Here is a 16,163-nt window from a genome sequence, read left to right as displayed (position 1 = left end):
AGCATCAAGATAAGCACAGGTGCGAATCGTGCCCGGTCTGAGCTAGTCGGGTACCGAGTTCAGGTTTCAAGTACCCGGTCTCCGAGGTGAACAATGCAGCCGCATCATGCTCTTTCAGGCTGGCGGGTTAGTACACTCGTACGTCATTGCCGAGTGCGCGCAAGGCCTTACTGCTTCGACCATTGCGGGGGGGGAATTTGTTGGGCAGAGCCCAGCCAACTATCTCACCGAGAGTACTTAGTCCCATTCCCACGATTTTCCACTTCGGTTCATGCGCAGCGTCCCATATGCGCACTGCGATGTCGGCATCTGAGCCCCCATAGAGAACGAAATAAATCGTCTCAAGAATGGATTTGCCCTGCGTTGACGTTCGGGTGTACTGCATGCGAGCAAAAGCCTCTGCTTTCACATCGTAGTTTGTCTCGTTGGGCGGGAGGCCAATGCTGGGGGCCGGTTGGCGGAATGCAAAGTCGCGCATGGCGTATACCCACTTACCGACCTCGGTGAATTCGTCGCATGTCAGCTGGGGAAACTCGGACTTTGATAGTCTCGATTCCATCATGGGTGCCCGAGCCAGTGCGGCAGCTTCGTCATCGTATACGTAGCCTTTCGACTCCCATTTCCATCCGTTTTTCCACCAATCGAGTGCGTCCGCCAAGGCACTCTCGCGAGAAAGCTTGTTCTCTTGGAAATACTTGTCAAATGGGAAGGTCGAGCCGTCTTTTACACGCTGATAATAGAGCGCATGGAGAAATTGGTCTGCCTGAAGACCGGAAGCAGTGTTCGGCTCAATCCAATCTGGTCGATTCTCCGGTTTGCTTACGCGTGCGCCAATGTCTCGCATGATTTGAAGCGTAGAATTCCATTCGCTTATAAAGTTGGCCCGGTGTTTAGAGACGGCATTCGCATTCGAATGATACGTAAGGCCTTCGTTGATTGGAATTTTCCGGCTCCGCGAGAAGGTGTCACGGCATGCGGCCTCGACCTTGCTAACTTTCTTAATCCAAAGGTCACGGGTCGCCTTCGCGTGCTGCCAGATTTCGGTAGTCAAACGAGTCGATTGTTCTTCGACTGTATCGAAGAACGACTCAAGTTGCTCGATTTGGCCTTGACTCTCTAAATCAGCCTGCTCGAGGTAGATGCCAACTTCAATGTTTGAATTCCATGCTCGGCCGCTCAGGTTCGCTGAGCCGATATACGCGCCTACGCCCTCCCACCAGATGACCTTGGCATGCAGAATGTCAGGGACAAGCTTACAGACGAGGTCCGCAGAGCGCTGCACGAGGAACCACTCAAGGATTTCCGGTGAAACAGGTACGGTGTAGTCGTATCTGCCGTAGTACGTTAACGACTTTCCCGCCTGCCTGCAGGCCTCGAACAGCTCCATGTTATCGCTGCTAGCGTACGCTACAGCTGCACGCACGCGCGTGCAGTCGTCAATCGCATCATGGAGAATGTTTCTTAGTAATACACCGTTGATTTTGCCCGCGACAAATTGCATGTGAGTAGTCGGTTGTGGTGGTTTGAGGTGTTGGATAGCACTAGTGCGAGTGCTGTCTACGCGTGCGGTCCGCACACATGGCGAAGTTCGACCTCGAAGTGGCTTCAAGGCAAGCAGACCAAGGGCAGTCAGAACGACTGAAGCACTCTGCAGTCTCCATATACCGGTTCCTAGCGGGTCGATGTCGCATGGAACACCTTTGTATCACTGCGCTCGTCGAGAAGGTAGTCAATGCCTCCTGTCAGGAAAAAGCGGTGCGTAACGTCGCATCCAGCCTGGTCGACGGTTTCGAAAGTCAATTCCCGGTCATGGAATGTTCGATTGCGACCCAACTCCTTGACGATTGCCTCTCCGTTAGAAACACCAACCTCAGTCAGAATCTTCTCGACGAATCGAGCGACATCGTGTCGATGCTCCACGTAGTCGGAGCCGTCTCGCTCCCGTTGCTTGACTTCGGAGCAGTACACGTCGACCCGCTCCAGCGCGCTTACGTGTCCTCGAAGGAATTCGAGGATATTTTTGAGCTTCGGCCGGTTATAAGCGGTACCGCAATAGGGGTCACGCACAGACAAGTGCTTTACATGGGTACCCTTTATCGACGCAAACACATCCTCGAGCGCCCTCGGCGACCCCACCGGGAACTCCCAAAGGCCCATGCTGTTGCCTTCCGCAAAGTGCTCAAGGGCATACTCCTCCGCCTGGGCCAACGCTCCGTTTACAAGGTCCCGCGTTTCAGCGTCCATCGCGCCAAGCTGGGCTGGTGCATTGATAAGTCCTTCCAGCACTGCCTGGACGGGAAAGACCTGTCGTACCAATAGCGACCCGTCGTCCAGCGACGCAAAGAATCTTGGAAGCATCCCCATCACCTTACCGTCCAGTTCGGGCACAGCAAGGATTTGCAACTTACCCGCGTGCAGCCAGGGATAAAGGTGCCTGTAGAGCATCAACGTAGCGTAGTCCTTGGGATGCTGTTCCAGCTTGTTCAGCACATAAAGCCGGATTTGCTTTCCTGATTGCAGCCAGGTCACCAATTGGTTGAGCTCGGTCTCCCGATACCCGGAAGCGCTCGACAATGACACACCAATGACCGACAGCGAAGCGGACGAAGCGAACCTGTGGTTCAGCCCGGCAAGATTCGGTTTGGGCCAGGACACGTAGTCCCCCGGACCGATATCAAGCGACCTTCCATTCAGGAGCCCCTGAAGCCATGCCAAGGTTTCCTTACGCAGGAAACTATCCCAGTGTCGCTGGTTACCATAGTCACACAGGCACGCTCGGCAGGCGGAGTCGCAATCCTTCGGGCATTCAAGGCGGCGCACCGTGGCCTTCATCAGCTCAGAGAAGCTGAACTGCGGACTGCCCAGCCGAGCGCTGTAACCTGCGCCACCCGGTACCCCATCGTATAAAACCACCTCCGCAATATTGCCGGCGCTACTGTACAGGCGGTACGTAGACCGTAGCTCGCCGGCATGCAGGTGCAGCAAGTCTGACGCGGCTAGCCGGCATGCTTCTGCAATAGTTCGAGCAATATGCTCCTGGAAGCGCCGGGCATTGGACGCTTCTTCCGTCGGTTCAGGCAGCGGCGCCAGAAACCTCAAAAGCCTGACATCCGTGTTGAACATGTGAGCGAAATCCACTCCCATCTTCGGCAAGATGTCGTTTTTGCACTGCTGGCCAGTGCTGGGGTCATTGTGAACGAACTTTTTGGTAGTCGCTCCTTCGGCGCCGCCATTGCCTTTCTTGCCTCGGCCTTTAGCCTTGCTGCCGCGCTGTGTGGGCGCGCAGAAATTGCAATAAGTACAGCGGTAGTAGCCCTCGCTATACGTTCCTCGGTTTGCCACGAAGAGGCTACCATTGAGCTCACTCTCGCCACCGCCGCGAGCCAACAATAGCGCGGTACTCAGAAAGGGAAGCTCCGTCTCTTCAAACTGCTCTGGCCTCGGCGCAGCAATCAGGCGAGCTTCATCAGCAGGCTTGACTCGTCGGCGCACTGAGCTTGGGTCCTTACCCTTGCTGTCTGCCACGCTCGTAACAAAGCCCTTGGGCTCAAGGAACATGCGTTTGTGGCGAGAAAGGTCAACGAAGCCGCAGTTACCACAAGCGTCGGGCAAGTCCTGATGCGCGTCAGCGACGTGGACATGAAAGCACTCGGGGCAAGCTGCGTACCATCGGGTCGGCATAAATGCTTTGGGGTAGCTCGCCAGACCTGCACTTTCCCAAATCCGACCGTTGGCCACGACCTCCGCACCTGGCGCGTACTCGCTGATTCCCAGACTCGCGTCGCGGTTGAGCGAAACGTCTGCCTGACTCTGGAACCTTCCAAACGAGCTTCCGTTTTGCACCTCCAGCGTCAGCGAATGAACAGGGAAGCTGTAAGTAGGAATCAGGCCACGCCGCGATAGCTCATTGACCAGATACTGGTCCATGTATTTCTCGAGCTGTTCTTTCCAGTAGAGTGCCTTCTTCAGCTCATCCGCCTCGGCTGAGGCGGTCTTTTTGGCGACATAGGACTGGCATCGTTGGGAAACGTCCTCAGCAAAATCCTGGATACGCCCAACGATGGCACTTTTAAGGTAGATACCTCGACACACTATCGACGACAGCTCAGCAGGCAACTTATCACCCAGGGCTTCAGCTTCAGCGAACGCCAGAACTCCGGCTTCGCTCTCCATCCACGCGTGCATCCGGTCATAAAGCTCTGTCTTGGCCCTCTCATGCAGAACCTCACCAAACAAATGTTTGAGTGACGGGGCGTTCACGTCCTGTTTGCTGAGGGTATGCCGGAGGAAGTGCGACAAGACCACCGACATCTGGTGCCTGAGAAACAGTTCCGCGTTACCAAGATTGATGAACGGTGTCGTCGGCGAGGAACTAAGGTATTCCTGAAGCCCCCCGAAGACCGCCTGGTCGTAATTCGTGTTGCGTGCGACCGTCACGCAAAAAGGAGCCGCCTGTGCGCGGCGGCCGGCACGCCCTGTCCGCTGTTGATAATTGGCAATGCCGGGAGGAACATTGAGATTGACGACTGCTTCCAGGTCGCCCAGGTCAACCCCCATCTCCATGGTGGTCGTGCAGCTGAGCAAGTTGATTCGCCTCTCGGCAAATTGACGTTCAATCTCTTCCCGCAAGTCGGTGGAAAGGGACGCGGTATGTTCGCGCGCGCGCAACGTCAGGTGGTTTGACTCCTCATATGAAGCCAGGTAGTGGTTCTCCCCGTGTAGGCGTTTGCGCTCCTCATCACTCAGTCTGACCACGTCTCCGCGACATCCGAAGGCCGAGCACTTGTTCAGAAGGACATGACGCTGCAGGAGACCGCAGCTCTGACACTGGTAGAGCGACAGTTCGAGTCCACTGCGCACCCGTATGAGTCCCCCATCCATGCCGAAGCCTGGCGGATACTTCTTCAGGATGGTAGCAGGTGGACGCGTGATGGCTGCCCAGAACTGCCGCAAAAAATCAGCGGCTTCTTGTTTGGAAATACCAAGTCGCTCGACCAGGTACCATGAGCGGCGGTTGTGCCGATTGGCCTGTTGGCTCGGCAACCACTTGAACTTTACGGCGCTGTCGCCAGACTCGATATCAAAGGTCCGATGCTGGTTGTAGTCACCCCAGACGGATACATCGTTCATCGGGATACCCGAGAGACTTTCGAGCGCCCGTTCACGGCGGATAGTCTCCAGGAGCACGTGACAGAGCGCCACCGCCGACTCCTGGTCGTCAGGCAATCCTTCCGGCCAGAACGCCTTCACCTGCTGATATAACCCGCGAAGTCTCCCCTCGTCATAGGTCACCGAGGCCACACCCAGGCTCTCAAGTGAGTTTCGACGGCCACCGGGCGTGCAGAACTCGTAACCCAGCGCCCCGAGGAGCAGCCGAGCGATATCCTGCTTGTCGGTTCGGATGTCTCCGGACTCGTTCAGGAGCAACGGCTGTCCGCCATTTTGATTCCAGTAGTCGTAGACCCGCTCCGCAAGTTGTGGAAGCGCAATCGGTGCCGACGACTCGGCCAGGACGGCTCGTACTGCGGCACGCAGTGCAAGGTTGGCCGCAGTCCGTTCGAAGTACGGGGCAAAGAAGGCGGCGTCTTGTCGGTTGTCCGAGAAGGTAAGCAGATTGCGGCCGAACGAAGGTCTCGGGTCCGCGTGGTCGATGATGCCGGGTGGAAGAGCCTCAAGCACTCTTTGAGCCACGACGGCGCCCAGTGCTTCGTTGCCCGGGTGCATTCGCGTTACGACCTCGGCATCCGCGCCGGAAGCTCGACCGCCGCACGCTGGGCAGCGCTTCACATACACCGCACGCTCAACGTCGTCTCGCTCCGTATGGACTGGGTAGAGAGGAACCGCTCCATCAGCAGCGGAAATCTCACCAGTCCGCAACTGAACGAAGATGCGCTCATGCCCACCGTCACCAGCCACCGCATCATCACCCTCGTCTTCTTCGTCTTCGGTACCTCCAACTGGCGCGCCCAACCAGAAGACGATGCGTTCTGCGCCATTCTCACCCGAATCCGGTCGACGTGCATGCACGTGATTGGCGTCTTTCCAGCCTTCCATGAACGGCTGTCCGCACTTGCGACAGGTAAGCAATGGATAATAGTGTCCGTCATCGTCGGTATGGCTTCGTCCGACAGTCACTTTCGCCCAGCCCTCTTCGCTCGCGTCGGGCTGGACTACGATTCCCTCGATGCTGTTAACAGCGAGGTGGTAGCGTCCGGGCAGCAGAGGGAACTCCGATTGAGTCTTGCGAGCTAGCATACCCACCTGGATAACAACGCTAAGCGCGGATTCCGCCTCGCGCGGGTCTGAGCTATACGTGTCAAACACCAGTTGTGCGAGCTGGACATAGGGCAACACTCGCCCGCCCTCTACGGCGCTTGCAACTCGGCGCACTTGCTCATTCGCTGCGAACGTATCAATGAGCGCGGCCGACGCGGGACTCTCCGGGTCTCCGCTCAACTTCAGTGCGTCGGGCAGGCTTTCCTGCATTCCCAAAAAGCGGTTCCAGCAATCCACGGTCTGGTCGGACTTGTCGAGCAGAAGGAACTCACGAATCACTGTCCCAAGCATTTGCCATTGCCCGGTGGACATCGAAAACGCGCCCAAAGCGGTCTTCGTCAATTCCGAGTGGGTGACGCGCCGACCACGGATGATTTGATTGACCGGTTCGCCAAACAGGTCTGAGGCAAATTTCTTCAGCTCTTCGTCGGCCGTCGCAGAGTCGGAAAGACTCGCGCTGGTGCCGAACACGCGGATACCTTCATCAGCCCCGAGTCGGGTCTTGAGCTTGCGAAGCAGGTATGCGACCTCTGTGGCCTGAGCGCCACGGTAAGTATGAATTTCGTCCAGAACGATGAAGCGCAGCGAGTTTGTCGCGAATAGCCCCGCATTTCGGGGAAGCAGGAGCAAGTGCTCCAGCATCGCATAGTTGGTGACGAGTACCTTCGGCGGGTCAGCGAGCATCTCATCACGTGTCAGCATCCAGTTGCGAGGGATGCTTGACGGGTTCCCAAGCGCGTCCATCAACTTCGGGTTGTTCCAGATACGAGCCTCTTCCTCATCCCGCTTTGCCGTCGACTTTACCTGTCCGGTGTAGCGACCGAAGGTGATGCCATACTCCTTCAGGTAGTGGGCAAGAAGTGGCGCCACGCGATAGTACAGCTGGTCATTGGCTAACGCGTTCATCGGATAAACGAGCAACGCACGGACACCTGGGCGTTCTGGATGGGGGTCCGATAAAAGGTCGTGGACGATTGGATACAGGAAGGTCTCGGTCTTGCCACTACCAGTCCCCGTAGCCGTCAGGAAGCTCTCTTTTTCGAGGATAGCGCGCCGCAGTGCCTCCTCCTGATGTCGATGCAGCGGGCGTGGTGCAGTCGGTAGCTTTCCGAGCCCGTCATGGACGAATCCACCGGCCGACTGCAGCAGTTGAGTGAGCGGCTTCCCCTTCTGGAAATCGGGCAAAGCCTCAACGAACGGTCCCTGAACAAGAGGCTGATTCGCTAACAGACTGCGGAACTCTTGCGCTAACCTCGGGTAGCGCCGGGATATCGGGAGCGTGGTAGCAATATAACGAGCCAGAACAGCTCGAAGGTCATGAGCGAACTGAATCGGATTAGTTTCGGACATTATCGGCGACCTCGCCAAACTCAACGGTTAGCACCAATTCCCACAGCAGGAGATAATAGGCAAACATGCTGGGGGCAACGTGTAGGAAATAGGCAAGGCAGTCACTCGCGGCCGGCCCTTCCAGTTCTATTCGTTTGCGCAATGAGGCAAGGCTGCTATGAAAGTTTGCCAATGCGCCATGTCCTCGGGCCTCCATGCGACAGTGCCATGCGAACCATGCACAAGCATTTGCGATGTAGCCGAGATTTTCCTGTTCCTGCTGCTCGACCTCAGACATAGCATCGGTGTTGAGCTTTCTCGCATCCAGGACCAACCCTTTGCCTCTGAGCCCTAAGGGGACGGAGTGGTCGAATGCCGGGTGACGCTGATGTAGGAGCCGAGCCAAGGCAATCGCACAGGCTTTTCGCTTCGACGGCATCAAGAGGCTGGAGGCGTACCCCCGCTCCAGGTCACGCCAGGCGTGGGCAAGATGCAGGGGACCCAGGAGGTCGCCCCCTCGCGGCAGGAAAAATTCATCGTCAAGTTGGAAGCCAGCCTCTATGCGAGTTTGCGAAATCGCGTCTCGATAGGCGGCAAGGTCAAATCCCTTGGGGCGCCTGCCGTGCATGACTAATGCGACATTCTTAAATGCCATTGCCGCTGTTTGATGCAAAGTCTCGCCGAAAAGCGTCTCAACGGGTCCATCGAGCTCGGGCATGGCTCGCAGAGCCACTGAAAGTGGATGCGGCTTGATGTTTACCCGCTTGTAGGCGGTCCTAGGCTGCGCAAAAGTCTTATTAAGGAGAGCAGGTACCGACTGTTTGGGAATAAATCCCTGACGAACATCGTCAGCGGAGCACGCCATGGCCATGTCGGCCAACTCGGTAATGAACTCCGCCTCATGGCCGACAAGGCGGACAACCAGTGCCGCGAAGTAGAGACCCAGCCATGACTGCTGGTTCCAGCATACAGGTGACCAAAACTGGCGGAAGTGTCCGTTGAGTCGCATCAGCCGAGCTGCAACTTCTCTAAGCTCCAGATATTCAGTATCGGCAACAACCTGGGTTCCCGGTATTTCATGTCCTGTATTGTCACGTGCAAAGGCGATTGCGATTCGTCCTTCCCCAGCATCCTCCAAGCGCCCCCAGACTCCACTAATTCGCGCACCAAAACCAAGCGTCCACACGCCTGAAGGAAGCGTCGCGACGTCAACGAGAATGTAGAGGTCGTGGGAGTTGCCGACACTTACGCCGTACACCTGCATCCTTGCCAGGTCATTGTCATGCCATGCTCCGGCGAGGAGCTCGTGCTCGGCGCGAGCCTCTCGCCCGGACGACAGTTCCTTACCGGTCACCGCTACATCAGTCGGCTCGCCGCTGACCGATATCCGAACTATAAAGACGTTACCAAGCCGGGAGGTAGTAATGCTGGTTACAACGTGGGGTTGCGAGAGCTCCAGAATTGGAACGGAGGCGCCACCGGCCATCGTTTCGAATGTCAAGGTCCGAGCACCCGGTTCGAGGCGACTGGCAAGGAAGCTCCCAGGAAAGACCTTGGTGGGGCGTTGCGCAAAGTCGATGAAGGTTCGCATGCTCCCCAACGTCACATAGCCAGGTTCGGAACCGCTGACGATGATGTTCTTGGCGCTGGTCAAAGAAACCGTTTCTGTTGCCCCCAATGGGCGAGGTAAAACAGAAGTGGTTCCGTCTTTGCCCGGTATCTCAACTTCGACAAAAAGCCCGGGTCGATGCCAGCTCAGGTGAACGAGGCGCCCAGCGCCAACGTCGAACGCTAGCCGAATCATTCGGCCGTGGTCGTGAATCGGCTCCGCAACCTGGTCCGCGAACTTCAGACCGATTAACGAGGCTGCAATCAGGTTTTCAGGGCGCCGCTCATAGGAGAACTTCAATCCATAACTAATTCCGGTGAGGCCAACCCAGTAAAGAACGGACTGCCGCTGCAAAGTCCGGGCGTCGCCAGCACGAGCAAGCTCAATCACGAGGCGCCTCATGCCGGGGGGAAGTTTCAGCAATCGAACTACATCACCTAACTCCACGCAGGACCGACCTTCACCGTCCAGGACAACGGGAACACCTTGGCGAGCGGCTCCACACGCTACTCTCAACTCATAGACCTGCTGGCCTGCTTGTCGCCAGTCGGCCGGCACCTCCACCGTGACTGTCAATTTGCCATATTGAAACTCGATGTGCTCAAGACTCTCCTTGAAGGCTCCGCCAAGCCGGAAGGAGGGAAGATTATGGCCAGCAATTAGGACCTGCGCGGGACCATTGACGAGCGCCGTCTCGACACCCGGGCGCACATCAAGCGAGACCTCGACAAGCCGGGGCTGCTCACAGACTTCTTCCCAATCGTCCGTATTGGTCGGGGCAAAACGGCAGAGCGCAAGGTATTGACCTGGCGCGAGCTCTACTGGGTCCTCTTGTCCCAACTGTGCGGACGCACGCAGTCGACCATCAGCATTAAAAATGAGCAAGCGATTGGCAGCCTTGTCCGGCCAAAGCTTTGCCGAGAGGAGACGCTCTCCATCGGAGCGTTGGACGGTCACATCTGAATGCAGTCCCTTCGGAAGGGGACGAAATCCCCCTTGCTCGTCAGTCCGTACGTGATTGCTCAGGTCACCACAGATAACCTGGTATGAAGTGGCCGTAGAGACAGGTGGGAAAAGAACCCCAAGGACCCCGTCTCGATAGAGAAGTTGAGGAATTGCGGCGCGCTTGATGTTTGACGAGGTACCCTCTTGAGTAAAGGCCTTGGCTAGCGCCAGCTCGAGAGTGTCGTGGCTGGTTGCCACGCCTGCATTACCATAAACGCGAAGAAATGCTCTTGTATAGTAAGCCTGCGCGTCGCGCTCTACCGCTTTTCGTACCGTAACACTGAAGGGAGGCTGGAGCTTGTTGAGCAAGGCCGACTGCCAAGTTACGAGGCCCTCCTGGTCGTCTTCGTCGGCCACGCCGATGCGCTTGGCAAGTTGAATCATTTTGCCGGCTAAGTCGTCTGCGAAAGCGATGGGAACGCCCGCCTGGCGGACGTACTCATCGGCCATATGTCGACGCCCAGACAATCGAGGCAGTGGCTGGATGCCAAGCTTGAGCATCGCTCGGCGAAACGCGCGCCAGAGCAAATCGCGGTCAGGGTTGGTCAGCTCATCTACTCCCCCGATGGCTCGCTGAATATGGGGATACAAGCTGAAGTGTCCGTCCTGACCTAGCCCAAGCATGACTTGCTCGGCCAGCCATATCCCGAACAGGGCCGGGTACTCATCTAGCCTCTGCGCGAACGACTTTGCGCTGGGCATGACCCTTAGGTCAGCTTCGATGGCAGAACGTGCCTCTACGGGTATTAGCCGACCCAAGAGACCCAATACCGGTGCTTCGACACGCCGGACTAGTCCTCGGATACTTTCTTCGTGGCCCTCGAAGATGCGTCTCATAATTAGATTTTCTTCTCTCGTATTTATTCATAGTTTTTGGCCAGGGTCTCTACGATGGCTCTTACCTCATCGGCGTTCTTCAGAGCAATCTGTTGGGCCTCTGGTCTTACTGCGCCGTCTCTACTGAGCCCCAGGCGCTGCAGTACGTAATAAAGCATTGCCTCGCGAGTCTCGAGGAGAGCCTCGCCATTGACCATCTCATAATCGAGTTCGATAATTCGACGTTTGGACTGGGAGAGACCAGCGTTGGGCACGAGTACGAGCCTAACTGGCTTGAACCAGGCCTCATCGGCCTCAACGCGTACATCCGAAGGCGACCCCATGCGCACTTCAAGAACTCTTGCGAAAACAAAATCTCTGAACACTCGGCGCGCGTGGCAGTAGGCCCTGACGTGCCATCGAAAGCCATCGTTAGCGATGCCATGCGGTGTTATCTCTCGCCAGCTTGGCTCAGGTCGCGACATCGACTGGTAGAGAACCTGCACGGAATATCGATTCCTCATTGCCCGAATGACCGCAACCAGGGCCGGAGCCGGGACTGCACGCACGGGAGCTGCAGCAAGCGCGATTGGTGGCAACCACCCAACGTAGCTGGCGTCGCTAGACAGAATCCCGGTTGACCTGCCGAGCAAGTTATTGAGGTAGTTGTTCGCACTCGAAGGTGCGAAGACTGGCGAGAAGGTGGGCGATGCCAAATAGACACGCTCGCGGCGGTCGTAGCTGAGGTTGTGCGGTGCGAGCTGAGTGTAGCCGCCAATGTCCGCTGAGGCCTGTGGCACGGATATACCGAAATGCTCCGTCAAGTCCGACCGATTAATACGGCCGTCCCATTGAAGCCGAAAGTCAATGAACTCCAGGCGACGCTCTTGTCCCCATGGACCACTGTGGCGGCGTTGTGATGAGGCATCGTTTTCTAAGTTGGCAGAACGTTGCATTATGGCATCCCTTGCACGTATACAAATTATACGCATATATTTTCTATACGTGCAAGACTGTTGGAATCGAGCGACACGAGGACGAGGGTTGTTCTGGCGGACCATCATCTACAACGACATCGAGGGAAGAGCACAAGCATGACCATCCCCTTTGGGGCGGCGACAGGGTGTCGTCAAATGGCGCAAGAAACACCTGAGTTTTCGATAGTTGGCTTTGACGGTGGCGCTCAGCTGTCGCGTATGGACGGCTCGGTCAAGGCGATGCTGCTGGGCTCCGCTTCACATAAAACGGCCTGCTTCATCCCTACTGTCGACTCTCTTTTGCTCGCTGCTGCAACGATTCGGAGGACGAGGTCGACGATGTTGTCAGCACCGGTGACAGGGATTGCATCTAGCTCGTAGCCCGGCTCTTCGAGGCGGACGACGAATACCCGTGCGATACCCTCATCGATGCTCACGTCGACACGCGCTTCCGGGATAGCCTCTGTGCGGCCTGCGAGATGGCGAGCAAAGAACACGGTGGCCGCGCTGGCCCGAGGATAAGGTCCGCACGGATGGATGTATCCCCCGTTTCGCAGGGCGCCTGCTGCACGTTTCCAGATATTTACTCTCGGGTCTATCTCATCGACTGCTGTCAACGTGGGTTCTATATCACCGGGCTCCTGCAGGTAATGGCGAACGTAAATGGCCACGGAAGTTCGCGACCACTCTGCCGCATATGCGTGTGCCATACGACGTAACAGGCGGCAGCTTTTGTCACCGTGCAGCGCCTCGCTGGGGGAAATTCCGCCCAGATTAGCGTGCCTCGCCGATAGGTATCCGAGTCTGCACGACGGAGGTGCATGAGCGAGGATGCGACAGATTGAACGCAATCGCTTGAGGTCAAGCTCGGGGGCCGCCAGGAGCAAGGGGAAGTACTCGACGCCGTCAACTTCTATTGTGAATAAATCTCCCTTCGCAACCATGCGCGACAGTTGACGCGCGCTGACGTGGAGTCGCGCCCGGTTCGTCTTCTCCTAACAGCTCGCCGGCTCGCACCATCTGACGCCTTGCTGCTAGAGCTTGTCGCTCAATTTCTTAACGGAATGTCACGTTCATCTCCTGCGTTCGGGCTAGGCGCCGGTCGGCCGTCAACCTCGAGAGCCCGTTTAGTTTCAAGCTCTGGTTGCCTTCGTGGCGGTTCGCCTCTTACAGCTAGCGCAAATGCGCATCTCCGAATTGGAGGGGGACATCCGCGTGTTAATTGCCTGGCATGTGGGAATAATAGGAGCGGTCCCGCGAGCTGGAGGAATGAGTGTCCTCGAGGGATTTTGGCGGGACTACCGATATCGCGAACAGGCTCCAAGAACTGCGTGCGATGCCCAATCAGGGGCGCGTGCTATCGTTGCAACCTAAGCCGTAGATGAACGGTTATAAGCAACAAAATAGCCGGAGACGGTCATTCCGTTCCCTTGCCGAGGCGAGCGCTGTTGCGGTTTGAGATGGCCAAAACGCAACAACTATCGTGTCAACCAAACGCAACGCGGATGCGGGGATAACCGTTTCATCGGAACTGTTCGGCGAGTCGAACGCGCAGTAAATTCTGGGTCGCCACGGCGCCCAGGCCTAGCTTTTCGTCACACTGCACGACGTGAGAGAGGTACTCGTCAAATCCGTCGATGTCATCGTCAATCGCGAGCCACCGAGTCAGATGATGTGTCCGGACATAGCGGAGAACCTGTATTCCACGACCTTTCGAAGACCATGCCCAGGCGTCGTAAAACTTAGAGTGGTAAGTGGCCCCTACAACACGCTCCCGGAGCACGGTCGGCAGCGCGTTTTTCGCTCGTTGATACCCCAAAACCCGAACCCACGAAGTCGAAAGGACCACTTCCAACCGTCTGTACGGTTCCAGGCACTCGGCCAGGACAGGCGCGAATTCGAAAAGTTTGACGTAAGGCGCGCCACTGATAATGCCGCGCCGTGTCCGAAGCGCCCCGAGCCTATGAATCACGCCGTCGTAATCCAAAAACAAGACCTGTCTATCGGACGTCAGCTCGCGCGGACTACCGCTTATCTGATTCATATCAACTCAATAGCAACATCTGACGACTGGCGCAGAGCGTCGAAATCGACGAAGACGACTTGCCTGACCAATACCGCATCATCCGACGCGTTGGTTGCCGTACGTGTGAGCATGAATGTCGGCCGCCAGAATCAGCGCTTCAGCTTGCGGTCCGGGTTCAATTCCCCGACACCCAGGGAGGCGGCTCAACAACTCGGGATGCAAATCGGATGCAACCTGAAAAAGCATAGTTATCACGCGGGCCGATTCCGGGACCTTTCCCCGTGCCTAATCCACTTCCAATTCGGCTGCGTATGTGAAGCACTGCTTTGCTAGGAGCTCCGGCGGTGCAATGTCAATGCGCTTAGAAGCGCTGCGGATGACGGGATGTGACCGGTACACGACCGCGTTTCCCTCTTGCCATAGCCACCCGTATGCCTGCGGCCAATACCCGGGACCCTTGTGTAGGCGTACCTCTGCCTGAAGGTGCGTCGGCACCTGGCTTCCAAAATCGAACGTCACCCCCTCGGTCAAGAGTTCGGGCCAGAGCCGCGCGACGATGGCGGCTGGCTTCGCTCTCTCTTCAGCAGGGACCTCAACCGCGAACGAAAAAATTCGGTCGCCGACGTCGCTGACAGTCACGGACCATTGACCAGTCTCGTCAGAATGGGCGAACCAGTCGAGAACCGTGGCGAGAGCGCCGCGCCGAGACATCATCATTTCTACGCGAAACATAATCTCACCATCCTTACTGTGCAATGCTGCGAAGTCATGGGGCAGGCGACAATACGTCTTGGGGCGAGGGGAGTATTGCCTCCAGTACTACCTGCACCACATCCCAGGGCTCCGCATCAGCCGGCAGTAGCAGGGGGCCAACGTCGAAGCGCGGTGTTCCCTCGGCCAGAATGCCGGCAACTACACAATTGTCATCTCGGACAACATCAAAGCGCGCAAGGGTCCGCGTTGTACCCGTCGGGTCGGTTGGAAGGCACTCGAAGAACACTGTTATCTCGTGACCCGCAGGCGCGCTAGCACCTACTGATTCGCGGTGTATCGATGATGAGTTCAGCGACGCAAGTGCCCATGTCAGGCAGGACGCTACCTCCGTGCCACTTAGCGACCCGGTCGGCTTCGCGTCTGTTTCACCCTCGGTCATGGACAAAATTGGAAGCTTTTGGCCCACGTATTCCAACTCTCCTGCACAGATAGTCACACGCCATCGTATGAAGCCAGTCGTCGCGCCTGAGTTGTTCATTTGCAACGCGCACCCTTGTCGCGACACCCTGGAATGAGCTCCTCGGTGACATCCTGCCAACTTTCACCGGCGCCCATCGCCCCGGCAACCAGGCCCCAAACGTATTCCGCGTCACCGTCGAATCCGCTCGGTCCAAGTAGCTGATAGTGACGCCCGCTTGCTGTGAATCCTGTTCTCGACGGTGCATCAAGGTCGACTATTTCAGTGCTCACACGTCCGTCGCGATTAGTGCAACAAAAACCGACAAAGTGCATGGCTCCGTTTCGAAATCGCCGGATGGACCATCGCTCAAGCTGTACAACCTCATACCCGTCGGGTGCGCCGTGAAGATAGATGGCCATGTGCGTCTCCTTGCTGCCGGACCGAGGTCGAAAGCGTGTCGAGGCTGAGTCGAGCGAACACTGCGATTCAAAAGACACCCCCTGTAAACGGCGGTCGAAATCCGACACTAAACGGCGGCGTAAGTTTTTTGAGCATGCGCCTTGCTTAGGCTCGGTTTTCGAAAAGTCCCGTAGCAGCGTCAAGGGCAGGCGCAGCCTGGCGAAGCGGACCCTTTACGCTGAGAAGGGACGATATGATGGGTCAAGGGAGCGGCGGCATCCGCTCCCTTGAAAGCGATTTTTCGCCGCCGTTTGGTGTCGCTTTTACGCCGCCGTCAACACTTCCTAAGCAATGGTGTAGACGAACACATAACCAGCAGTGCAAATTACTGTCTAAAAAATCGTTTGCAAGAAACTTGAAACACACCTGTCATCTCCCGGAACGGGCGCGGAATGTCCGCAGACTGAGTAACGGGACATCCGCACGGTACGTCGGATATCTGCCTCCCGCACTTTTACTTTCTGGCTCGCGCGGCGCTATGCTCCACCCGTT

General features: G+C 56.9%; 7 protein-coding genes. All 7 read right to left on the bottom strand.

Translation table 11 applies throughout. The annotated features are described in order from the left end of the window. Positions 1-127: 127 nt before the first annotated feature. On the bottom strand, positions 128-1,501 hold the full coding sequence (locus tag OKW30_RS18360) for a phospholipase (RefSeq protein ID WP_429347320.1): 1,374 nt from the start codon (positions 1,499-1,501) through the stop codon (positions 128-130). Positions 1,502-1,671: 170 nt separating this feature from the next. Next, entirely contained in the window at positions 1,672-7,626 is a 5,955-nt protein-coding gene (locus OKW30_RS18355; RefSeq protein ID WP_429347319.1) for a DEAD/DEAH box helicase, read from the bottom strand. After that, a complete protein-coding gene (locus OKW30_RS18350; protein WP_429347318.1) occupies positions 7,613-10,921 on the bottom strand; it encodes a hypothetical protein in 3,309 nt (1,102 codons plus the stop codon). Before OKW30_RS18350 ends, OKW30_RS18355 begins: the two co-directional genes overlap by 14 nt. A gap of 158 nt (positions 10,922-11,079) precedes the next feature. Then, on the bottom strand, positions 11,080-11,991 hold the full coding sequence (locus OKW30_RS18345) for a WYL domain-containing protein (protein ID WP_429347317.1): 912 nt from the start codon (positions 11,989-11,991) through the stop codon (positions 11,080-11,082). A gap of 227 nt (positions 11,992-12,218) precedes the next feature. Next, entirely contained in the window at positions 12,219-12,683 is a 465-nt protein-coding gene (locus tag OKW30_RS18340; RefSeq protein ID WP_429347316.1) for a hypothetical protein, read from the bottom strand. An 851-nt stretch (positions 12,684-13,534) separates the two neighbouring features. Continuing rightward, positions 13,535-14,056, bottom strand: a complete 522-nt coding sequence (locus OKW30_RS18335; protein ID WP_429347315.1) for an HAD domain-containing protein — start codon at positions 14,054-14,056, stop codon at positions 13,535-13,537. Between the two features lie 1,230 nt (positions 14,057-15,286). Then, on the bottom strand, positions 15,287-15,631 hold the full coding sequence (locus OKW30_RS18330; RefSeq protein ID WP_429347314.1) for a hypothetical protein: 345 nt from the start codon (positions 15,629-15,631) through the stop codon (positions 15,287-15,289). Positions 15,632-16,163 lie beyond the last annotated feature (532 nt).

The organism is Paraburkholderia sp. Clong3 (assembly GCF_050436485.1).
Classification (GTDB): Bacteria; Pseudomonadota; Gammaproteobacteria; order Burkholderiales; family Burkholderiaceae; genus Paraburkholderia; species Paraburkholderia tuberum.
This window is presented reverse-complemented; position numbering and strand designations above follow the sequence as displayed.

Excerpts from the sequence above, each read along its gene's own strand:
- OKW30_RS18330 (WP_429347314.1), bottom strand. The coding sequence starts at position 15,631 with ATGGCCATCTATCTTCACGGCGCACCCGACGGGTATGAGGTTGTACAG.
- OKW30_RS18335 (WP_429347315.1), bottom strand. The coding sequence starts at position 14,056 with ATGAATCAGATAAGCGGTAGTCCGCGCGAGCTGACGTCCGATAGACAG.
- OKW30_RS18355 (WP_429347319.1), bottom strand. The coding sequence starts at position 7,626 with ATGTCCGAAACTAATCCGATTCAGTTCGCTCATGACCTTCGAGCTGTT.
- OKW30_RS18360 (WP_429347320.1), bottom strand. The coding sequence starts at position 1,501 with ATGCAATTTGTCGCGGGCAAAATCAACGGTGTATTACTAAGAAACATT.
- OKW30_RS18350 (WP_429347318.1), bottom strand. The coding sequence starts at position 10,921 with ATGCCCAGCGCAAAGTCGTTCGCGCAGAGGCTAGATGAGTACCCGGCC.
- OKW30_RS18345 (WP_429347317.1), bottom strand. The coding sequence starts at position 11,991 with ATGCAACGTTCTGCCAACTTAGAAAACGATGCCTCATCACAACGCCGC.